Raw genomic sequence first — 20,992 nt, forward strand, 5'->3', positions numbered from 1 at the left:
TCTAAACGCCCGGTCCCATCAGCAGGTTCCCGGCACCAACGGATACAGTCACGCCCAGGCAACCACGGGGACAGGAGAGGGTCATTACCGGCAACCGGCAGACGAGCTGGGCGTTCGCCGACGCCTTTGTCGCCGAGGACGAGGCGCTGCGCTGGGCCCGCGACCGGGCCCGCGAGGCAGGCCTGCGCTCGGTGTCGCCCGGCACGGGCGCCGCGTTGCGCTTGCTCGCCGCCACCGTGGACGCGAAAGCGGTGGCGGAGATCGGGACCGGGACCGGCGTCTCCGGGATTCATCTGCTGCACGGCATGCGGCCGGACGGAGTACTGACCACCGTGGACCCGGAGCCGGACCGCCAGCAGTTCGCCCGCCAGGCCTTCCGCGCGGCGGGCTTCGCGAGCAACCGCGCGCGCTTCATCCCCGGCCGCGCGCTGGACGTGCTCCCCCGGCTCGCGGACGCCGGCTACGACCTCGTCTTCTGTGACGGCGACCGTCTGGAGTGCCTGGACTACCTCGCTGAATCGTTGCGCCTGCTGCGGCCGGGCGGGCTCGTCGCCTTCGAGGGCGTCTTCGCGGACGGCCGCACCATGGACTCGGGTCCGCAGCCGGCGGAGGTCGGCCGACTGCGCGAGCTGCTGCGCGCGGTGCGCGAGAGCCAGGACCTGGTGCCCTCGCTGCTCCCGGTCGGCGACGGCTTGCTCTGCGCCGTCAAGCGCTGATCCGCTCCGCCCGACACCCGCCGCCCCGCCGCCCCGCCTCCCGAGGGCACCGCTCTGACCTGCGCAGACGCCAAATGGACGAGTCGCCGGGCCACCCTTGACACACCACTGCCCCGGCACCGTCTACGATGCCGGGGCAGGTGAAAAGGTATGGTCGCTTCCGCGTCAGCCGACGACCTTCTTGAGGGCGTCGCCGAGCGCGTCGGCCTCGTCGGGCGTCAGCTCGACGACGAGCCGACCGCCGCCTTCGAGCGGAACGCGCATGACGATGCCCCGCCCCTCCTTGGTCACCTCGAGCGGGCCATCGCCCGTCCGCGGCTTCATGGCCGCCATGCTCGTTCCCCTTCCTGAAACCAGCTCATCGTCGCCGACGGCCCCTTGGAGGGCACGCACGTCCTCTCATAGGACACACGTCACCGGCATCGAACACATTGCTTCCAGGCCATTATCCCGCATCTCAGGACCCGATGACCAACATCAGTCGGCATCGCTTGCGCAACGCGCTTGAGCAAAACCACTCAATTCGGCGATGTGGCTGCGATACTGCGCCGCCGCACGGACATTCCCGGCCCGGAATTCTTTGACGCAGGTCACATGTCCTGTCCGTCCCTCGGACCGTGATCTCCGCTCCGGCGTCCTGCATGCTGTCCTCGGACGCAGGGCGTACCGACGGGTACGACGGAGCCGCGACACCGAACCGAGGGGACCCACCATGGCCGACACCGTGCTCTACGAGGTGAGCGACGGACTCGCGACGATCACGCTGAACCGCCCCGAGGCGATGAACGCGATGGACACCGCCACGAAGGTCGCCCTGCGGGACGCGGCGCAGGAGGCCGCGGCGGACCCGGAGGTGCGGGCGATCCTCCTCACCGCGGCCGGCGACCGGGCGTTCTGCGTCGGACAGGACCTCAAGGAGCACATCGGGCTGCTGGCCGCCGACAAGGAGTCGGGGTCGAGGCACACGATGAACACCGTGCGCGAGCACTACAACCCCATCGTGCGCGCCCTGACCGGCGCCGCGAAGCCCGTGGTGGCCGCGGTCAACGGTGTCGCGGCCGGTGCGGGGCTCGGTTTCGCGCTCGCCGCGGACTACCGCGTCGTCGCCGACACGGCCGCGTTCAACACCTCGTTCGCCGGGGTCGCGCTGACCGCCGACTCCGGGATCTCCTGGACCCTGCCGCGGGTCGTGGGACCGGGCCGCGCCGCCGACCTGCTGCTCTTCCCGCGCAGTATCACCGCGCAGGAGGCGTACGACCTGGGCATCGCGAACCGGCTGGTACCCGCCGGGGAGCTGCGTGCCGAGGCGGAGAACGTGGCGCGGGCGCTCGCCGCGGGGCCGACCGTCGCGTACGCCGCGCTGAAGGAGGCCGTCGCGTACGGCCTGACCCACTCGCTGGACGAGACGCTGGAGAAGGAGGACGAGCTGCAGACCCGGGCCGGGGCCTCCGAGGACCATCTGATCGCGGTGCGTGCGTTCGTCGACAAGGAGAAGCCCAAGTACTTGGGGCGGTGACGGACGGCCGGAGGGGGCGGCGGAACGGGAGGACGGGACCGACCGGGCCTGCCCCACCGCCCCACCGCCCCTCCGGCCCGGTGTCCCGGCCGTCCGATCCCTGGTCCCGGGTACCCGGACGCCCGGACCCCCGGACGCCTATGGACGAATGCCGTGCCCCGCTACCCCTTCAGTCCTCCCTTGCGCGCGACGCAGTCGACCAGGTGGTCGTCGACCAGTCCGCACGCCTGCATCAGCGCGTACGCCGTCGTCGGGCCGACGAAGCGGATGCCGCGCTTCTTGAGGGCCTTGGAGAGAGCCGTCGATTCGTCCGTCACGGCCGGGACGTCGGACAGCACCGCGGGGGCGGGGCGGGTGTCCGGGTCGGGGGCGAAGGACCAGATCAGCTCGTCGAGCTCGCCGGGCGCCCAGTCGGCCAGCACGCGCGCGTTGGCGACGGTCGCCTCGATCTTCGCGCGGTTGCGGATGATGCCCGCGTCACCGAGGAGGCGCTCCTTGTCGGCGTCCGTGAAGGCGGCCACCGAGGCGATCTCGAAGCCGGCGAAGGCGGCCCGGAAGCCCGGCCTGCGGCGCAGGATGGTGATCCACGACAGGCCCGACTGGAAGGCCTCCAGGCAGAGCCGCTCGTACAGCGCGTCGTCCCCGTGGACCGGGCGGCCCCACTCCTGGTCGTGGTACGACACGTAGTCCTCGGTGGACAGCGCCCAGGGGCAGCGCAGCGCGCCGTCGGGACCGGCGATCGCGTCGCTCACCTGTCCTCGCCCTCGGGGTGCTTGTGCAGGGAGGTGGACCGGTGGGTGTCCGCGCGGGCGCCGGCGAGCGCGGACTCCAGGTCGGCGATCCGGGCGTCGCGCTCCGCGAGCTCCGCGCCGAGGCGGCCCAGGGCGTCGTCCACGTCCGACATGCGGTAGCCGCGGGCGGCGAGCGGGAACCGCAGGGACTCCACGTCCGCGCGGTTCACCGGCCGCGCGGCGGGCAGCGGATCGTCCAGCCGGTCGGGGGCCGCCTCGGGCAGGGGTGCGCTCTCGCCGCCGCCGACCACGGCCAGGGTGACCGCGGCGACCACGACGGCGAGCGCGACGACCAGGAACAAGAACATGAACATCGCTGAGGTCCCCACGCTCTGGTGCCGACGCGGTCGCGCCGGCGCGAAAGTACTGATGCCTGCCGACGGCCGAACCGTCGGACTCCGATCGTGCCATGCGAGTCTGACAGTTAAGGTCGCAGGCGGCTAAGCAGTGGGACGTACAGGGAGAGGTCGCAGGGGATGCTCAGGCTGGGGAAGCACGAATTCGGCCCGCACGAGCCGGTGATCATGGCGATCGTGAACCGGACCCCGGACTCCTTCTACGACCAGGGAGCCACCTTCCACGACGAGCCGGCGCTCGCCCGGGTGGAACAGGCGATCGCGGAGGGCGCCGCGATCATCGACATCGGCGGGGTCAAGGCCGGTCCCGGCGAGGAGGTCACCGCCGAGGAGGAGGCGCGTCGCACGGTCGGCTTCGTCGCCGAGGTCCGCCGCCGCTTCCCCGACGTGATCATCAGCGTCGACACCTGGCGGCACGAGGTCGGCGAGGCGGTCTGCGAGGCCGGCGCGGATCTGCTCAACGACGCGTGGGGCGGGGTGGATCCACGGCTCGCGGAGGTCGCGGCGCGGTACGGGGTGGGGCTGGTGTGCACCCATGCCGGGGGTGCGATGCCGCGGACGCGTCCGCACCGGATCGCGTACGACGACGTCATGGCCGACATTCTGGCGGTGACCGTCGGCCTGGCCGAGCGAGCCGTGTCCCTCGGGGTCGCGCGGGAGTCCGTGCTGATCGATCCGGGGCACGACTTCGGGAAGAACACGCGGCACAGCCTGGAGGCGACGCGGAGGCTGGGCGAGATGGTGGAGACGGGATGGCCGGTGCTCGTCTCGCTCTCCAACAAGGACTTCGTCGGCGAGACGCTCGACCGGCCGGTCAAGGAGCGGGTGATGGGGACGCTGGCGACGACCGCGGTCTCGGCGTGGCTGGGGGCGCGGGTCTACCGGGTGCACGAGGTGGCGGAGACGCGCCAGGTGCTCGACATGGTGGCGTCGATCGCGGGACACCGGCCGCCGGCGGTCGCGCGCCGCGGGCTCGCGTAGGTTCTCCGCGGCCCCTGCCCGGCCCGTCCCGTCCCTGGGGGCTCCGCCCCCGGACGCCCGCCGGCGGCGCTGCACAGCCCCCGGGCCCCCGCTCGTCGCCCGAGCGGGGGCCCGGGGGACGCGTCAGCGCCCCGCCTCCTTCGACACCAGGGCCACCGCCTCCTCGACGTCGTCCGTGAGGTGGAAGAGGAGGAGATCCTTCTCGGAGGCCTTGCCCTGGGCGATGAGGGTGTTCTTCAGCCAGTCGACGAGACCGCCCCAGTACTCCGTCCCGAAGAGGACGATCGGGAAACGGGTCACTTTCTGGGTCTGGACCAGGGTGAGCGCCTCGAAGAGTTCGTCCAGGGTCCCGAGCCCGCCCGGCAGCACCACGAAACCCTGGGCGTATTTCACAAACATCATTTTCCGGACGAAGAAATACCGGAAATTCAGCCCGATATCGACGTACTGGTTCAACCCCTGCTCGAAGGGAAGCTCGATCCCCAGGCCGACGGAGACACCCTTCGCCTCGCACGCGCCCTTGTTGGCCGCCTCCATCGCCCCGGGCCCGCCCCCGGTGATGACGGCGAACCCCGCTTCGACCAGCCCCCGCCCGAGCGCGACCCCCGCCTCGTACTCGGGAGAGTCCACGGGTGTCCGCGCGGACCCGAACACACTGATCGCCGCCGGGAGTTCGGCCAGCGTGCCGAAGCCTTCGATGAATTCCGACTGGATGCGCAGGACCCGCCAGGGATCGGTGTGCACCCAGTCCGAGGGGCCGCCGGCGTCCAGCAGCCGCTGGTCCGTGGTGCTCGCCTGGACCTGGCCCCGCCTCCGCAGCACCGGACCCAGCCGCTGCTCCTCCGGTGGCCGCTTCTTGCCCTCGGGGTTGCCAGTAGCCATGTGCGCTCCCTCCGCTTGCGATGGTTCAGGCCCAGCGTAGATCTCAGGGGGTTACGGAGGGGGGACATGCGCATGTCCGCCGCACACCGGGGCGGCGGTGCGCGGCCGGGTCAGGACGTCAGCCAGGCCCGCAGCCGTTCCTCGGCCTCGGGCACGGCCGAGGCCCGCACCCGCTCGTCCTCCTTGTGCGCGAGCAGCGGGGCGCCGGGCCCGTAGTTCACCGCGGGCACCCCGAGCGCGCTGAAGCGGGCGACGTCCGTCCAGCCGAACTTGGGCCGGGCCTCGCCGCCGACGGCCGCCATGAAGGCCGCCGCCGCCGGGTGGGTCAGGCCGGGGCGGGCCCCGCCCGTGTGGTCGTCGACGACGAACTCGTCCACGCCGCAGTCCGCGAAGTAGTCACGGACGAAGGCCTCGGCCTCCGCCTCGGTGCGGTCCGGGGCGTAGCGGAAGTTGACGACGACGGTGCAGGCGTCGGGGATGACGTTGGTGGCCACTCCGCCCTCGATGCGGACGGCGTTGAGTCCCTCGTGGAAACGGAGGCCGTCTACGACCGGTGTGCGCGGTTCGTACGCGGCGAGCTTCGCCAGGATCGGGGCCGCCGCGTGGATCGCGTTGGAGCCCATCCACGCGCGCGCGGAGTGCGCCCGCTCCCCCGTGGTCCTCAGGAACATCCTGAGCGTGCCCTGGCAGCCGCCCTCCACCTCCCCGTCCGTGGGCTCCAGGAGGATCGCGAAGTCGCCCTCCAGCCAGTCGGGGTGCGCCTCCGCCACGTGCTTGAGGCCGTTCAGGTGGGCGGCGACCTCCTCGTTGTCGTAGAAGACGAACGTGAGGTCGCGGTTGGGGGCCGGGACCGTGGCCGCGATCCTCAGCTGCACCGCCACACCCGACTTCATGTCGCAGGTGCCGCAGCCCCACAGGACGCCGTCCTCGTCGAGCCGCGAGGGCACGTTGCCCGCGATGGGCACGGTGTCGATGTGGCCGGCCAGGATCACCCGCTCGGGCCGCCCCAGGTTCGTCCGCGCCACGACGTTGTTGCCGTACCGGTCGACCGTGAGGTGCGGCAGGGTCCGCAGGGCGTCCTCGACGGCGTCCGCGAGAGGCTTCTCACTTCCGCTCTCGGAGGGGAAGTCGACGAGCCGCGCGGTGAGCTCGGCGGCGTCCAGCGTGAGGTCAAGTGGAGTGTCGGCCATGTCCACGACCCTAGCGTCCCGGCGCATCGAGCCCCATCGGCACCAGGAGTCGCGTTCCGCATCACGGTTGTCCACAACCTCACACCCCGTCAACAGCGTCCTCCAGTACCTTGTACGTCGTGCCAGAGCCGTCCCCCACCCCAGCCCGGCGCGGTCGCCTCCTCCGTTTCGGAGCCGCCGTCGCGGTCCTGTTCGCGCTCGCGGGCTATCTCGCCGTGCAGTACCTCACGGGAGGGGCCGGCGTGCCGCGCTGCCGGGTCGTCTCGGGCAAGGGCGGCGACGCGTCGTACGAGTTCACCCCCGAGCAGGCGGTGAACGCGGCGACGATCTCGGCGGTCGGCACCTCGCGCGGCCTGCCCGAGCGCGCCGTGGCCATCGCCCTGGCGACCTCGCTCCAGGAGTCGGGGCTGCGCAACATCCGGCACGGCGACCGGGACTCGCTCGGCCTGTTCCAGCAGCGGCCCTCGCAGGGCTGGGGCACGACGAAGCAGATCATGGACCCGACGTACGCGGCCGGGGTGTTCTACGAGCACCTGGCCAAGGTGCCGGACTACACACGGCTACCGCTCACCGTCGCCGCGCAGCGGGTGCAGCGCAGCGGCTATCCGCAGGCGTACGCGAAGCACGAACCGGACGCCACCCTGCTCGCCGCTGCCCTGACCGGTCGCGCGGCGGCCACCCTGACCTGTGAGGGGCGCCCCGGGGCGACGCCGGTCGGCGGCCCGGACTCGGTGCGGGCCGCTCTCGTACGCGACTTCGGGCACGAGGTGCTCCAGGAGGCGGGGGCCGACGTCTCCGCCCAGGACGACTCCGCCGCGCCGGACGGCACGCCGTCGTCGTCGGCGTCGCGGCCGCCGTCCGGGTCGGCGACGGCGACAGCGGTGGCGAGTTCCCCTTCCGCGGCCGTGTCCGCGCGGACGGTCACCGTGCCGGTGCGCGAGGACGCCGCCTCCGGTACCGGTGTGCGCGGCTGGGAGCTGGCGCACTGGGCCGTCGCCAACTCCTCGGCGCTGCACATCGAGCGGGTGTCCTACGCGGGCCGGGAGTGGACGGCCGGGCGCAGGGAGGGCGAGTGGGCCGGATCCGGCACCCAGGGCGCCCCCGCGGCGAAGGAATCGGCCACCGAGGTCCGTATCGTCACCGCTCGGTAGCGCGGTGACGCGGTAGCGCAGCCGTACGGGCGCTCACCCGCGAGGGGGACGTGTGGCCGCGCCCCGCATCGGGAGGAATGCCTTTCGCAGGCGCCTCCGCGAATCCGCCGGATCCCTTGCGGACAAAGGGCCGTAAGGATTCGGCAGGCTGTCCGTGCGATTACTTTTGCCCTTTTTTATCCACAGCAGATTATGCGACGCATTACCCATTCTTTACGTCGGGTCACCGCAACTTTCGCGGGTTTCGAGCGGTAGTCACTGCGTCCGAGGCCGGAACGATCAACCGTCACGGCGCGACCGGCAGCCGGCCGGTCGCGGGCCGGCCGTCGCCTTCCGGGCCCGATCGGACATTCCACCGTTCCCTCTCGTCCAAGGAGCATCATGTCCCTCCCCCTGACCCGCCGGATCGCCCGTGCCGCGCTGCTCATCGCGGCGGGAGCGGCACCCGTGGTCGGTGCGGCCGGCTCCGCCGGCGCGGCGACCGGGCTCCCCGCCACCCCCGACCTCGGCGGCCTGACCGCCCTCGACGGGGCGCACGTCGGCAGCACGGTCGACGGCGCGACGCAGCACGTCACCGGGCTCGCGGACACGACCGGGGGCAAGGCGGTCAAGAAGGCCGTGCCGGCCGCGGGCCGGACCGGCGGCAAGGTCGCCAAGAAGGCGGCGCCCGCCGCGCGGAAGGTGGCCGGGACCACCGCGGGACAGGCCGGGGGCCTGCTCGGTGACACCGCGAGGACGGCGACCGGCGGCCTGCCGACCGACGCCGTGACCAAGGGCGGCCTGCCGACGGGACAGCTGCCCCTGAAGGGCCTGCCGCTCGGCTGACGGCACCGTCCCGTACGACCGGCACGCTCCCGTGCGACGCACACGGCGGAGGGACCCTGGAAGACTCCCGGGTCCCTCCGCCGTGTGTGCGGCCGTACGCCGTGTGCGCGTGCCTCTAGAGGCGTTCCACCGCCGCGGCGATCCGCTCGTCCGTCGCCGTGAGCGCCACGCGGACGAACCGGTCGCCCGCCGGACCGTAGAAGTCGCCCGGCGCGACGAGGATGCCGAGGCGCGCCAGCCGGGCCACGGTGTCCCAGCAGGACTCGTCGCGGGTCGCCCACAGGTACAGGCTCGCCTCGCTGTGCTCGATGCGGAAACCGTGCCGCAGCAGGGCCTCGCGCAGGACGGCGCGGCGGGCCGCGTAGCGTTCCCGCTGTTCGCGCACATGGGTGTCGTCCGAGAGGGCGGCGACCACGGCCGCCTGGGTCGGCGCGGACGTCATCATGCCGCCGTGCTTGCGGATCTCCAGGAGCTCGCCGAGGACGGCGGGGTCACCGGCGAGGAACGCGGCGCGGTAGCCGGCCAGGTTCGAGCGCTTCGAGAGCGAGTGGACCGCGACGATCCCCTCGTACGAGCCGCCGCACACGTCCGGGTGCAGGACCGAGACCGGGTCGGCCTCCCAGCCCAGTTCGAGGTAGCACTCGTCGGAGAAGACGAGGACGCCGTGCTCGCGGGCCCAGGCGACGGTCCGGGTGAGTTCCGCCGCGGAGAGCACCCGGCCGGTCGGGTTGGACGGGGAGTTCAGCCACAGGAGCCGGAGACCGGCGGGGTCCAGCTCGGTGGGGTCCTCGTAGACCACATGGTCCGCGCGGGCCAGGCGCGCGCCGACCTCGTACGTCGGGTACGCCAGACGCGGGTAGGCCACCTTGTCACCGGGGCCGAGTCCCAGCTGGGTCGGGAGCCAGGCGACCAGTTCCTTGGACCCGACGATCGGCAGGACGTGGTGGTGGGTGACCCCGCGGGCCCCGAGCCGCCGCTCGACCCACCCCGTGAGCGCGTCCCGCAGTTCGGGAGTGCCCCACACCGTGGGGTAGCCCGGGGAGTCCGCGGCGGCGACCAGAGCCTTCTGGATCAGCTCGGGCACCGGGTCGACCGGGGTGCCGACGGAGAGGTCGACGATGCCGCCCGGGTGAGCGGCGGCGGTCGCCTTGTAGGGCTCCAGCTTGTCCCAGGGAAACGTGGGAAGCCGGTCGGAGACTGCGGACACGGGATCGGGCTCACTTTCTCGTACGGACGGCCACCCGTACGTGTCACGGTCACGGACTGCCACGGCAAACGCCTCGGTCCCGTACGGCGGCGTGCCGTACGGGACCGAGGCGGCGCGTGTGCGGGCCGCTTTACTGGTTCTGCGGCGGCAGCGCTGCGACGAAGGGGTGGTCGCGCTCGATCAGACCGAGCTTGCTGGCGCCGCCGGGCGAGCCGAGCTCGTCGAAGAACTCGACGTTCGCCTTGTAGTAGTCCTTCCACTCTTCCGGAGTGTCGTCTTCGTAGAAGATCGCCTCGACCGGGCACACCGGCTCACAGGCTCCGCAGTCGACGCATTCGTCCGGGTGGATGTACAAGGACCGGGAGCCCTCGTAGATGCAGTCGACCGGGCACTCCTCGATGCACGCCTTGTCCTTGACGTCGACACAAGGCTGCGCGATGACGTAGGTCACGCTGTCGTTCCTCCTCGATAGGGCGCTGGCGGGCCTGTCGTAGGCTCCGCCGCCTGGCGCGCGGGAGCGCGGCGTCGTCGATGCCCGCACCTAGTATCTCCGTTCCGGGGCATGATCCGAACAGGAGGGGTGAACTGACCTGTGGAAATCTCTGCGGCCGGACGGCTCAAGGTCCATATCACCACTGCTGACGTGGGCAAACGCGTCTCTGTTCGGCAGTTGATCGAAGATGGTGGTGCGGGTGAGAAGTTCACCGACACGGTAGGCGTTCTCACATCATGGGACGGCGGCGTGCTGCTGATCACACGACGCGACGGGGAGAGTGTCCGGATTCCGGAGTCCCTGCTGGTGGCGGGCAAGGTCGTGCCGGCCGCTCCGGCGCGTCGCCGCGGGCCCGCGGCCTCGTACGAGGAGCTGGCGCGGGTCGCCGCGCGGGCGTGGCGGCCGGTGGAGAGCGAGCGGCTCGGCGACTGGGAGCTGCGGGCGGCCTCCGGCTTCACCCGGCGCGCCAACTCGGTGCTGCCGCTCGGCGACCCCGGCGTGCCGGTGGACGAGGCGCTGACCCGGGTACGCGACTGGTACGCGGCCCGCGGGCTGCCCGCCTACGTGCAGACCGCCACCGGAGCCGAGGGGACGCAGGAGACGCTGTGCGCGCGGCTGGAGGCGCGCGGCTGGACCCGCGAGGTGACGGCCGAGCTGTGGACCGGCCCCCTCGCGCCCCTCGCCGACCGCACGGCCGGCGACGTCGTCCTGTCCCGCACCGCGGACGCCGCGTGGCTGGGCCGCTATCAGCGCAAGGGGCTGAGCGACGTCGCCCTGAAGGTGCTGGGGAGCGGGCCCTCGGTGTGGTTCGCGACGGTCGCCGGCGCGGCCGGTGCGGCACCCGCCGCGATCGGGCGGTGCGTAGTGGACGGGCGGTGGGCCGGTTTCGCGGCGGTCGAGGTCGATCCGGCGCAGCGTCGGCGCGGTCTGGCCACCGCCGTGATGGCCGCGCTGGCCGGCCGGGCCCTGGACGAGGGCGCCTCGGCGGCGTGGCTCCAGGTGGAGTCCGACAACACGGGGGCGCGGGCGCTCTACGCGGGACTGGGCTTCGCCCCGCACCACGCGTACCACCACTACCGCGCGCCACGGACGCCGGACGGACCCGGCGGACCCGGTCGCCCCACCGGTCCCACGGCCGGCGGTGCGCTCGGCGGCCCGCCCGTGGCCGGCGGCGACGACCGCTCCCCGTCGGCGTGACGGGGGGCGAGGCCGCCATGGGTTCCCCCCGTCCCCCGGAGCCGGAGCGCGCCGCCGAGGTGCGGCGGCTGTTCGCCGAGGAGGCCCGCTCGGAGCGGCCCGACCTGGCGCTGCTGTGCCTGCTGGTGGGGGCCGCGGCGGACGGCGAGCTGGACGAGGCGGGGATCGACGCGGCGCAGATCGAGCTGGACCGGTTGGCCGGAGAGCTGCCGTTCCGGGCCGGCGGCCCCCGGTCCTGGGCGACCGCGCTGGCCACGCTGCTCGGTGAGCGGTGCGGGTTCCGGGGCTCGCCGAGCGACTACCAGCGGCTCGAGTCGTCGCTGCTGCACCAGGTGCTGCGGCGGCGCCGGGGGCTGCCCATCCTGCTGTCCGTGGTGTGGGTGGAGGTGGCCAGGAGGGCCGGCGCGCCGGTGTACGGCGTCGCCCTGCCCGGGCACTTCGTGGTGGGCTTCGGGCCGGCCGAGGAGCAGGTGCTCGCCGACCCGTTCGACGGCGGACGGGTGCTGAGCGGCCCCGACGCCGAATTGCTCGTCCAGGGGGCCACCGGCGCGCCCCTGCGGCCCTCGATGCTGGGTCCCGCCGATCCGCTGGACGTGGTGGTACGGGTGCTGAACAACGTCCGGGCGTGGGCGGCCGTGCGGCCGGAGCGGTCCGATGTGGCCCTGTGGGCCCTGGAGCTGTGTCTGCTGATGCCCTCGCACCCCGCCCGGCTGCGCTACGAGCGGGCTCAACTCCTGGTGCAGCGCGGCGATTTCCTCGCGGGCGCGGTGGAACTGGACGCGTACGCGGAGGTCGTGACCGCGGTGGATCCGCCGACGGCCGAACGCGTACGGGGGCAGGCCCGGGCGGCGCGGGCGATGCTGAACTGAGGGCGCCGGGCCCGGGAACGACGGACGGCGTCCGGACCCGCCGGCCCGGACCGGCGAAGGCCGCCCGCCCGGCACGGAGGACGGCGACGCCCGGCAACTCACCCCGCCCGCCCGGAAGAAGACCGGGCACGGACGGCAACCGGCACCGCCCGCCCGGCGCGAGTGTCGGCGCGCTACAGCCAGCCCTTCTCCCGTGCGATCCGTACCGCTTCCGCGCGGTTGCGGACCGCGAGTTTCTGGATCGCCGTGGAGAGATAGTTGCGGACCGTGCCCTGGGAGAGGTGCAGGGCCTTGGCGAGCTCCGCGTTCGTGGATCCGTCGGCCGCCGCGCGCAGCACCTCGCGCTCGCGGTCGGTCAGCGGATTGGCGCCCCCGGCGAGGGCCGCGGCCGCCAGGCCGGGGTCGATGACGCGCTCACCGGCGAGCACCTTGCGTACGGCCGCGGCGAGTTGGGCCGCCGGGGCGTCCTTGACCAGGAAGGCGTCGGCGCCGGACTCCATGGCGCTGCGCAGATAGCCGGGGCGTCCGAAGGTGGTGAGGATGAGGATCTTGACGGCGGGGAGTTCCTTGTGGACCTGGGCCGCGGCCTCGATGCCCGTCATCCCCGGCATCTCGATGTCGAGGAGCGCCACGTCGACCTCGTACGACCGGGCCGCGGCCAGCACCTCGTCGCCGCGGGCCACCTGGGCGACCACCTCGATGTCCGGTTCGAGACCCAGCAGCGCCGCCAGCGCCTCGCGGACCATCGACTGGTCCTCGGCGAGCAGGACCTTGATCGTGCGGCTCATGCACCGGATCCTACGGGGTGTCCCGCGGCCTCGGGAGGGGCCTCGGCCGGCACCCTGGCGACCAGCCGGAAGCCCCTGCGCACCCGGCCCGCCTCCAGCGTCCCGCCGGCCTTCTCCAGGCGCTCGGTCAGTCCCGTGAGGCCGTTCCCGGGACCGGCGCCGGAACCGCCCGAACCGTCGTCCTCCACGACCAGTTCGAGCACCGGCCCGTCGAGTGTCTGGCGGCGGACGCACTCCACCACGCAGCGCCGGGCGCCGCTGTGCCGTACGACGTTGGTGACCGCCTCGCGCAACGCCCAGGCCAGCGCGGACTCGCTCTCCTCGGCGACCCCGGCGAGACCGGCGAGGTCCGGCTCGGTCGGCAGCTCGGCGGTGATTCCGGCCGCCGTCAACGCGACCTGCGCACCGGCCAGTTCACCGGAGAGCCGGGGCCTGCGGTAGCCGGTGACGGCTTCGCGCACGTCGACCAGCGCCTGTCTGCTGACCTGTTCGATGTCGGCGACCTGCTGAGCCGCGTCCTCGGGCCGGTCCGGGAGCATCCGTCCGGCCAGTTCGCTCTTGAGCGTGATCAGCGACAGCGAGTGGCCGAGCAGGTCGTGCAGGTCCCGGGCCAGCCGCAGCCGTTCCTCGTTCGCGGCCAGTTGGGCCACCGTCGCACGGGCCTCGCGCAGCGCGATCGTGGTGCGGATCAGTTCGCGTACGCCGGTCATCGCGAACCCGCCGAGGAGGGCCGGGATGAGAAGCCCGGCCAGATACGACCTGCCGCCCGGGGCCGTCAGCGCGGTCGCCGTCAGCAGGACGCACACGGCCGGGATGGCCCAGCGCGCCATCCGCAGCGGGAGCGCGGCGCCGGACGCGATCGAGACGTACACGAACAGGACGAGCCACTCCCGCCCCAGGGTGAGGGCGAGGAGGCCGGACTGGGCCGCGAGGACCGCCAGCGAGCCCAGGATCCAGGAGGTGGAGTCGCCGCGGCCGGTACGGAAGACCAGTGCCCCGTACCAGCCGACGAAGACCGCCAGGCCGATCCAGCCGAGCACGACGACACCGGTGCTGTGGCCGCCGTGCACCAGATCGCTGACGGGCGCGCTCAGATAGACGAGCCAGATGCCCGTCCAGACGGCCTTGACCAGCCGCTGTCTGTGGTTCCGCGGGGGTTGCCCGATGCCGACGCTGCTCACGCTTTCAGCGTGTCCTTCCGGTACAGCCAGGCCGCGCCGCCCGCGAAGAGGAGGAAGGACACGGCGAGGATGGCGAGGTCCTTCGCGTGCGGGGCGTCGCCCAGTTCGATCGACTGCCCGAGGGCAGCGTACGCGTGCGTCGGCAGCCAGGACGCGATCCTCCGCAGCCAGTCGGGGAACGTGGTCGTGGGCATCCACAGACCGCCGAGCACCGAAAGGCCGAAGTAGAGGATCATCGTGATCGGGCGGACGGCATCACCGCTGGCCAGATAGCCGACCGCCACCCCGAGTGCCGCGAAGACGAGGCTGCCGGCCCAGATCGCGCCGGTGAGGGCGAGCCACTGCCAGGCGTCCAGCCGTACGTGTTTCACGGCGGCGGCGACCGCGAAGACGACCACGATCGACGGCAGGCTGATCACGGCGGCGCTGGCGGTCTTCGCCAGCACATAGCCGCGGCCGGGCAGCGTGGTGAGCCGCAGCTGCCGCACCCAGCCGCTCTCGCGCTCCTTGGCGATCCGCTCGCTGTTGCCCATCAGGACGGCCGTCAGCGCGCCGAAGGAGGCCATGGAGACCATGAAGAAGGTCGGCACGGTGAGTCCGGTGCCGTCGACCTTGGTGGTGCTGTCGGAGCTGCCCGCGATCAGCAGGAACAGGGCCGAGGGGTAGACCACCGAGAAGAACAGGAACTTCTTGTTGCGCAGGGCCCGGGTGATCTCCAGGCGGATGAGGCTGTTCACTGCGACTTCGCCTCCTCGGCGGCGGTGATGGCGACGAAGGCCTGTTCCAGGCCGAGTCCGGCGACTTCGAGGTTGCGGGGGTAGAGGCCGAGCCCGTAGAGCGCGTGCACGGTCGCGTCGGCGTCGGAGGACTGGGCGCGGACGGTGTGCCCGGACACGTCGATCGTGGTCAGGAAGGGCAGGGCCCGCAGCGCGGTCTCGTCGATGGGGCCTTCCAGGTCGAAGGCGATCCGGCGGGCGCCGGCCTTCGCCTTGATCTCGGCGGCGGTGCCGTCGGCCAGCAGCCGGCCCCGGTGCAGCACGAGCACCCGGTCGGCGATGGCGTCGGCCTCCTCCAGGTAGTGCGTGGCGAACAGCACGGTCCGGCCCTGTTCGGCCTGTTCGCGCATGGTGGCCCAGAAGGCCTGGCGGGCGGAGACGTCCATGCCCGTGGTGGGTTCGTCGAGCACGATCAGGTCGTTGGCCCCGGCGGTCGCGAGGGCGAAGCGGACGCGCTGTTCCTGACCGCCGGAGAGCTTGTTGACCTTGCGGTCGGCGATCTGCGAGATGCCCGCGCGGGCGAGGACGTCGGTGACCCGGAACGGCTTGGGGTGCAACTGGCAAGCGAGTTTGACCAGTTCGAGGACCGTCACCTCGTCCATCAGGCCGCCGCTCTGCAGCATGGCGCCCACCCGGCCGCCGACGATGGCCTCACGGGGGCTGGTGCCGAACACCCGGACGGTGCCGCTGTCGGCGTTCTTGAGGCCGAGGAGCAGGTCCAGGGCGGTCGACTTGCCGGCGCCGTTCGGACCCAGCAGGGCGACGGTCTCCCCCGGGTACAGGTCGAGTGTGAGTCCGTCCACGGCGCGCACGTCGCCGTAGACCTTGGTCACCTGGTCGAACCCGACCACCGGGGTGGTGGGCGGTGCCGCTGTCGTTGTCATGGTGACCATGGTGGCCGCGGACGCCGGGTGCCGGGCAGTGTCGGCGGTCCCTGGTGCCGGATGACAGATGTCATGCCGGGGGCGTGACGGACCGGGTGACCGGGGCGGGACCGGCCGAGTGGAGGAGGACGGGACGGGCCGGCTGACGGCGCGTGTGACGGGCCGGCCGGGACACGGCGAGGGGGGCGCCCGGTGGACGCCCCCCTCCAGTGCTCCGCCGCTCCGTGACAGCCCTGGCCCGTGTCCGCGTCGCCGGGCGGACGAGGCTTCGCGGACAGGACCTAGCTCGGGTTCGTGGCGATGACCGCTATCCGGTTGGTCTTGCTCATCAGCGCCTGGCGCAGGGCGCCGTAGACGTCCTGCGGGGTGACGGGCGTCTTCTCGCCGTTGCCCCGGGTGATGAGCACGCCGTCGAACGTCTGGCCGTAGAGCGCCTTCAGGGCGTTCAGGTCGGGCTTGTCGACCAGCTTGCCGTCGGTGGCCGTCACCCGGAGGAACTTCCACAGCGACTTCTGCGGGCTCAAGGGGATCGAGTGCGCCGCGTCCGTCTGCACGGTCACCGGGGCCGACATCGCGGGCTGCGCGAACTTCGCCATCATCCGGTCGACCTCGGCGTTCGAGACGGTCGGCTGACGGGTCGTGGTCGCGACCTTCACCGGGGTGGCGGTGCCGGTCTCGAGCTGGGCGCGGTACGCGTCCACGACGGCCTGCGTGGAGCCGGCCACGTCGACGCCCTTGCCCGCCTTGCCGTAGACGGCGACGGCCTTGCCGGACTGGAACGTGATCGTGCCGTCGTTCGCCGAGCCGGAGCCGCCGCCGACGCCCTCCAGGGCGGCCTGCAGCTTCTCCTTGTCGACGGGCATCTCCGGCTCGACGACGCGCTTCTGGCCGAACAGCGAGCCGATCACGGAGACCGGGTTGTAGTCGCTGCCCGCGGCGGCGCGGACGGTGGCCTGGCTGTCCAGCTGGAGCCCGGCCTGGTCCGGCTTGAGCGAGACGGTGGTGCCGTCCACCGCCAGCTTGAGCGGCTTCGTCGCGTTGGTCCGGAAGGCCTGGTCGAGCTTGTTGACCGCCTCGTCCCGGGTGCCGCCGCCGATGTCGACGCCGAGCACCGTGGTGCCCTTGGGCACGTCCGAGCGGTTCATCAGCAACCCGGCACCGTAGGCGCCGCCGGCGAGGACCACCACGAGGACGCCCAGCAGGGCCGGCTTGTTGCGGCCCTTCTTCTTGGCCGGCTTGGACGGCGCGGCGGCCTTCGGGGCCGGCTGGGACGACTTCGGCGGGGTGTGCGGCAGCGGGCCGTCGGTGTGCGCGCCCGGTCCGAACGGCGAGTTCGGGGCGGCCGGCACGACGGGGATGCCACTGGTAAGGGTGTGCCCGGAGACGTTGTCCACGGGGCCGCCGTAGCCGTGGCCGCCCGGGTCGGGCGCGGGCTTCTGCGGGGTGAGGATCGCGGTGTCGTCGCTGAGGCCGCCGGAGTAGCCGGTTCCCGTGTTCGGGCCGGCGAGTCCACCGGGACCGCCCTGGCCGCCGGGTCCCCCCGGGCCGCCCTGCCCACGGGGGCCACGCGGAACACCGGGGCCGCCCTGGCCGTTCGGGCCGCCCACGGCCAGGCTTCCGGGCGCCGCGCCCGGACCGGCCGGGGGCACCAGTGGGCCGTCCCCGGTGACCGGACCGCCGGTCGGGCCCACCGGGCCGCCCGCGCCGTTGTCGGAGAAGTTCTCGGCGAAGTACGGGAGGGCGTCGCGGCGGGGTTCGCCGCCGGGGCCGCCCTGGCCGCCGTTGCCACCGGGTCCGCCCGGACCGGTGTCGCCCGGGCCGCCCGGAGCGTCGGTGCCGATGGCCGGGAAGGAGGCCGTGTTGCCCAGTGCCGCGGAGACGTCGAAGGAACCGGTGCCGCCGCCGTGCCCCGGTGCCACGGGGCCGGCGCCGGTGGCGCCGGGCAGTCCGGCGCCGTTCGTGCCGCCACCGCCGGGACGGGGCGCCTGCGGTCCGCCGGGCCGGACGCCGCCGGTGATGCCCAGCGGACCCGCGCCGTGCGAACCGCCGGGGCCGCCCGCGGCACCGCTGCCACCCGGCCGGGCACCGCCGGTTCCTGGGCCGCCCGGCGCGCCCGCGCCCTGCGGCGCGGCGGGTCCCGCGGGACCCGAACCGCCGGGCAGACCGGCACCGTTGGTGGACCCTCCGCCCGGACCGCCCTTGGGCGCACCGGACTTGCGCGGGGCGAACCAGTCGCTGGACTTCTCCCCGGGCCCGGATCCGGACCCGGCTTCGGCCGGACCGTCGGCCGGGGGGGCCGCGGCCGGCGGCGGGCTCATGGCGCGCTGCGTCTCCGCGGGCGGTCCCGCGGGGGCCGCGGGTTCGGCGGGCGTCTCGGCGTCCCCGACCGGTGTGCGGACGACGACCGGCGGGATGGGCCGCGATCCGGGGATGTTGATCCGGATCCGTGTCGTCAGTGTGGTCTCGGTCTTGCGCTCCTCCGGCGGGGTGCCGCCGGCCGAACGGCCCGCGTCGGCACCGGTCTCGGAAGCCATGGGGGTCCCGTACGGGGGCGTCCCCGACGGGTACGCGGCTCCACCGCGCCCGTTGGGCCCGGAGGACGAACTGTCAGTTTCACGACTCAAGGCAGGTTCTCCCGGTTGGCTCCGCCGCCCGTTTACTCGACCTCATCTCGGGCAGCTCGGCGGCGCGCACCACCATACTGGCCGTGTACGGCCCGCAAACCTCGCCCGCCGAGGAAACTGCCACAGGACCCGCACCGGTCCGATACGGCGAAGTGGTACGTCACTTCCCAAGTCGGACGGGCCGGCCGCCCGGTTGCCGCCCGAGCCCAAGCGTGGCACAGATCACAGCGACGGCCATCCCGCCCAGCAGGAAGAGGTACGAGCCGAGGCCGGCGCCGAAGAGGAAGTCCCCTTCCGGGCGGGTGGCGGTGAGCAGGACGACCGCGACCATCCAGCCCGCCGCGGGCGCGACGGCTCCGGCCCGGGAACCGGTGGCCCGGGAGCCGCCGAGGAAGAGCCCGCCCGCGCCCGCCAGGGCCAGCAGCAGGCCCCCCGGGAACCAGCCGGACTGGACCAGCGTTCCGGCCGCCCCGACCACGGCGCCGAGCACGAACAGGCCCACGTAGGCGGCGGAGCGCACGGCCGAGGGGGCCCGCAGGGGCTGGGCGAGCACGCTCCCGCGCTCTCCGCTGGTACTCATCGTGTCTCCGTCTCCCTCTCGGTCCGGTCGCCGATCCCGGCGAACAGGTCCGTCTCCCGGTCCGCCCCCGGGCGCTCGCCGCGCACCAGTTCGTAGTACTCGGTGGTGAGAAGTGGCTGGGCGAGCGCGTTCGACAGCGCGAACCACGGCTCGGCCACCTCGATCTGGGTGGCGTGCGCCCGCATGGCGGCGGCCTTCGCGGCGGCGTACGCGGTCCCGTCGATCTCGGTGGTGATCACCGCGTCGTCGACGACGCCCGGCACGTCGTCCACGGCGGCGGACGCGTCGAAGGGCGACCCGGGCAGTGCCGCGCGCAAACGCGCGAAGCCGTCCTCCACGACCGGGCGGGGTACGCGGTTCCAGTAGACCTTGGCGATCTCCCAGGGTGCGCCGAGGCCGGGGTGGGCGGCGGGGTCCGCGGCCAGCTCGGTGGCGCGCAGGGCGACCCGGTGGGCCTGGATGTGGTCGGGGTGCCCGTAGCCCCCGTCGGGGTCGTAGGTGACGAGCACCTGGGGGCGGACCTCACGGATCACCTCGACGAGGTGGGCGGCGGCCTCGTCCACGTCGGCGGACCAGAAGGCGCCCGGCCGGTGGTTCTGCTCGACGCCCATCATCCCGGAGTCGCGGAAGCGGCCGGGGCCCCCGAGGAAGCGGTGGTCGGTGACCCCGAGTTCCTTCATGGCGGCGGCCAGTTCGGCGACCCGGTGCGGGCCGAGGCCGCCGTCGCGGTCGGGGGCGAGGTGCGCGAGTCCGGGCGGGATGACCTCGCCCTCCTCGCCGAGCGTGCAGGTCACCAGCGTCACGAGGGCGCCCTCGGCCGCGTACCTGGCCATGGTCGCGCCGTTGTTGATCGACTCGTCGTCCGGGTGCGCGTGCACCAGGAGCAGACGCCGGTCGGGCAGTTCCGTCATGGCACCCACCCTACGAGCCCGCGTCCTGCCCGGCCGCGCCCCGGGCCCCCGTCGCGGGTGTGCCCGGCCGACCGGAGGACACCGCCCGCGACGCCCTGGTCGGGGCGGTGACCATGGACGGCGGTCCCGTCGCGGCGCGGACCGGACTCCGGATAGCGACTGCGAAGCCGCGCAACCGTCCCCGGCCCTCGGGCGGCGGCCGCCGGCCGCCGCCCGGCGCTCTGCCCCCTGCGCCCTCCGCCCTCCGCCCTCCGCCCTCCGCGAGGACGGGACCCTACGGCCCGACCCGACGTCCGCCGGGGGGACGTCCCCTCCACACGGTCGCCCCGCGTGGCAGCCAAGGACGGGACCACGGTCCGACCCGGCGTCCGCGCGAGGGGCGACGCCCCCCTCCGTACGGTCACCCCGCGTGGCAGCCGCCAGGACGCGGAGAGGGGCCTCCGAAGGCACGGAGCCGGGGGCGGGTGCCCCCTCCCGGGTGCCGTCCGTATGTCACCGCGCCCGCGGCCGGCCCGGCGACGACACGTGCGGCCGGCGCCAAAAGGAGTGTGCCGGGGGCGAGTTGCCGAACCGCGGGCGGCGGGACGGAGCGGGCGCCACGCGGTCGGGCCGGCGGGAGCATCCCCGAAGCCGGTTACGGGCGTGACGTGTTGGGCCCGGCGGCCGACCCCGGCTTCCGTGACGCAGCGTGTTCGCCGTCGCCGTCCGGGCGAGCCCGGCCTGGGGCGGCGTCGCGCACGGCGGGGCGGGCGGTCCCGCCCGGAGGAACCGGGGTTCGGCCGACCGCCCGGGAGACGCGGGCTCCGGGCGCTCGCCGCGCGGAGCCCGCCCCCTCGCGCGTCAGAACTTGAAGCTGCCGATCATGTCCGCGACGTTGGTCGTGAGGTCGCTGATGGTGGGAGCGACGGTCGAGGAAGCGAGATAGAAGCCGAACAGGACGCACACGACCGCGTGACCCGCCTTCAGTCCTGACTTCTTCACCAGGATGAAGACGATGATCGCCAGCAGCACCACCGCCGAAATCGAGAGTGCCACGGCGGATCACCTCCAAAGATCCCAGGGACATGGGGGGTT

General features: G+C 73.4%; 22 protein-coding genes. 7 read left to right on the forward strand and 15 right to left on the reverse strand.

Translation table 11 applies throughout. The annotated features are described in order from the left end of the window. Positions 1-17: 17 nt before the first annotated feature. Entirely contained in the window at positions 18-716 is a 699-nt protein-coding gene (locus OG776_RS16710) for an O-methyltransferase (RefSeq protein WP_148010317.1), read from the forward strand. A 165-nt stretch (positions 717-881) separates the two neighbouring features. Here the strand turns inward: OG776_RS16710 and OG776_RS16715 are convergent, their stop codons facing one another. Beyond that, positions 882-1,049: a DUF3117 domain-containing protein gene (locus OG776_RS16715; protein ID WP_003966491.1), complete on the reverse strand. Its 168-nt coding sequence runs from the start codon at positions 1,047-1,049 to the stop codon at positions 882-884. A 379-nt stretch (positions 1,050-1,428) separates the two neighbouring features. Between OG776_RS16715 and OG776_RS16720 the strand changes: the two genes are divergently transcribed. Next, positions 1,429-2,232 carry an enoyl-CoA hydratase/isomerase family protein gene (locus tag OG776_RS16720; RefSeq protein WP_148010316.1) on the forward strand — a complete coding sequence of 268 codons (804 nt, stop codon included), beginning with the start codon at positions 1,429-1,431 and terminating at the stop codon, positions 2,230-2,232. A gap of 161 nt (positions 2,233-2,393) precedes the next feature. Here OG776_RS16720 and OG776_RS16725 read toward each other — a convergent pair whose 3' ends face one another. Together OG776_RS16725 and OG776_RS16730 are read right to left on the reverse strand one after the other, a co-directional pair. Next, the gene (locus tag OG776_RS16725; protein ID WP_148010315.1) at positions 2,394-2,984 is read right to left on the reverse strand and encodes a DNA-3-methyladenine glycosylase I; all 591 of its coding nucleotides are present in this window, start codon (positions 2,982-2,984) and stop codon (positions 2,394-2,396) included. Continuing rightward, positions 2,981-3,337, reverse strand: a complete 357-nt coding sequence (locus OG776_RS16730) for a DivIVA domain-containing protein (RefSeq protein ID WP_148010314.1) — start codon at positions 3,335-3,337, stop codon at positions 2,981-2,983. The genes OG776_RS16725 and OG776_RS16730 overlap by 4 nt, the downstream gene beginning before the upstream one ends. Positions 3,338-3,499: 162 nt before the next feature. Here OG776_RS16730 and folP point away from each other — a divergent pair, with 162 nt between their 5' ends. Continuing rightward, entirely contained in the window at positions 3,500-4,360 is an 861-nt protein-coding gene (gene folP / locus OG776_RS16735; RefSeq protein WP_329321400.1) for a dihydropteroate synthase, read from the forward strand. Positions 4,361-4,483: 123 nt separating this feature from the next. Here the strand turns inward: folP and OG776_RS16740 are convergent, their stop codons facing one another. Both OG776_RS16740 and dapE read right to left on the reverse strand, forming a co-directional pair. Continuing rightward, positions 4,484-5,242: a TIGR00730 family Rossman fold protein gene (locus OG776_RS16740; RefSeq protein WP_329321402.1), complete on the reverse strand. Its 759-nt coding sequence runs from the start codon at positions 5,240-5,242 to the stop codon at positions 4,484-4,486. A gap of 110 nt (positions 5,243-5,352) precedes the next feature. After that, entirely contained in the window at positions 5,353-6,432 is a 1,080-nt protein-coding gene (gene dapE, locus OG776_RS16745; RefSeq protein WP_329321404.1) for a succinyl-diaminopimelate desuccinylase, read from the reverse strand. 119 nt (positions 6,433-6,551) lie between these two features. On the opposite strand from dapE, the gene OG776_RS16750 reads away from it, so the two are divergent. Both OG776_RS16750 and OG776_RS16755 read left to right on the forward strand, forming a co-directional pair. Then, the gene (locus tag OG776_RS16750) at positions 6,552-7,583 is read left to right on the forward strand and encodes a heavy metal transporter (protein WP_148010311.1); all 1,032 of its coding nucleotides are present in this window, start codon (positions 6,552-6,554) and stop codon (positions 7,581-7,583) included. Positions 7,584-7,964: 381 nt separating this feature from the next. Further along, complete coding sequence (locus OG776_RS16755; RefSeq protein WP_329321406.1) at positions 7,965-8,408, forward strand: ATP-binding protein; 444 nt, start codon at positions 7,965-7,967, stop codon at positions 8,406-8,408. 115 nt (positions 8,409-8,523) lie between these two features. Here the strand turns inward: OG776_RS16755 and OG776_RS16760 are convergent, their stop codons facing one another. After that, positions 8,524-9,615, reverse strand: a complete 1,092-nt coding sequence (locus OG776_RS16760; RefSeq protein ID WP_148010309.1) for a bifunctional succinyldiaminopimelate transaminase/glutamate-prephenate aminotransferase — start codon at positions 9,613-9,615, stop codon at positions 8,524-8,526. Between the two features lie 130 nt (positions 9,616-9,745). Beyond that, positions 9,746-10,066: a ferredoxin gene (fdxA, locus tag OG776_RS16765; protein ID WP_019058397.1), complete on the reverse strand. Its 321-nt coding sequence runs from the start codon at positions 10,064-10,066 to the stop codon at positions 9,746-9,748. A gap of 141 nt (positions 10,067-10,207) precedes the next feature. Here fdxA and OG776_RS16770 point away from each other — a divergent pair, with 141 nt between their 5' ends. Together OG776_RS16770 and OG776_RS16775 are read left to right on the forward strand one after the other, a co-directional pair. After that, on the forward strand, positions 10,208-11,305 hold the full coding sequence (locus tag OG776_RS16770; RefSeq protein WP_148010308.1) for a GNAT family N-acetyltransferase: 1,098 nt from the start codon (positions 10,208-10,210) through the stop codon (positions 11,303-11,305). A 17-nt stretch (positions 11,306-11,322) separates the two neighbouring features. Next, positions 11,323-12,174 (forward strand): transglutaminase-like domain-containing protein, encoded by an 852-nt coding sequence (locus OG776_RS16775; RefSeq protein ID WP_148010307.1) that lies wholly within the window; start codon positions 11,323-11,325, stop codon positions 12,172-12,174. 173 nt (positions 12,175-12,347) lie between these two features. Here OG776_RS16775 and OG776_RS16780 read toward each other — a convergent pair whose 3' ends face one another. From OG776_RS16780 to OG776_RS16815, 8 genes are all read right to left on the reverse strand, one after another. Further along, a complete protein-coding gene (locus tag OG776_RS16780) occupies positions 12,348-12,962 on the reverse strand; it encodes a response regulator transcription factor (RefSeq protein WP_148010306.1) in 615 nt (204 codons plus the stop codon). After that, a complete protein-coding gene (locus OG776_RS16785; RefSeq protein WP_148010305.1) occupies positions 12,959-14,143 on the reverse strand; it encodes a sensor histidine kinase in 1,185 nt (394 codons plus the stop codon). Before OG776_RS16785 ends, OG776_RS16780 begins: the two co-directional genes overlap by 4 nt. Beyond that, positions 14,140-14,880 carry an ABC transporter permease gene (locus tag OG776_RS16790; protein ID WP_148010304.1) on the reverse strand — a complete coding sequence of 247 codons (741 nt, stop codon included), beginning with the start codon at positions 14,878-14,880 and terminating at the stop codon, positions 14,140-14,142. Before OG776_RS16790 ends, OG776_RS16785 begins: the two co-directional genes overlap by 4 nt. After that, positions 14,877-15,803 (reverse strand): ABC transporter ATP-binding protein, encoded by a 927-nt coding sequence (locus tag OG776_RS16795; RefSeq protein ID WP_329326453.1) that lies wholly within the window; start codon positions 15,801-15,803, stop codon positions 14,877-14,879. The genes OG776_RS16790 and OG776_RS16795 overlap by 4 nt, the downstream gene beginning before the upstream one ends. 281 nt (positions 15,804-16,084) lie before the next feature. Beyond that, entirely contained in the window at positions 16,085-18,427 is a 2,343-nt protein-coding gene (locus tag OG776_RS16800) for a hypothetical protein (protein WP_148010302.1), read from the reverse strand. 160 nt (positions 18,428-18,587) lie between these two features. Continuing rightward, positions 18,588-19,007 (reverse strand): DUF6113 family protein, encoded by a 420-nt coding sequence (locus tag OG776_RS16805; RefSeq protein WP_148010301.1) that lies wholly within the window; start codon positions 19,005-19,007, stop codon positions 18,588-18,590. After that, the gene (gene mshB, locus OG776_RS16810; protein ID WP_148010300.1) at positions 19,004-19,918 is read right to left on the reverse strand and encodes an N-acetyl-1-D-myo-inositol-2-amino-2-deoxy-alpha-D-glucopyranoside deacetylase; all 915 of its coding nucleotides are present in this window, start codon (positions 19,916-19,918) and stop codon (positions 19,004-19,006) included. The genes OG776_RS16805 and mshB overlap by 4 nt, the downstream gene beginning before the upstream one ends. An 840-nt stretch (positions 19,919-20,758) precedes the next feature. Continuing rightward, positions 20,759-20,953: a hypothetical protein gene (locus tag OG776_RS16815; RefSeq protein ID WP_148010299.1), complete on the reverse strand. Its 195-nt coding sequence runs from the start codon at positions 20,951-20,953 to the stop codon at positions 20,759-20,761. Between the last annotated feature and the right edge of the window lie 39 nt (positions 20,954-20,992).

The sequence above is a fragment of the Streptomyces sp. NBC_01689 genome (assembly GCF_036250675.1).
Classification (GTDB): Bacteria; Actinomycetota; Actinomycetes; order Streptomycetales; family Streptomycetaceae; genus Streptomyces.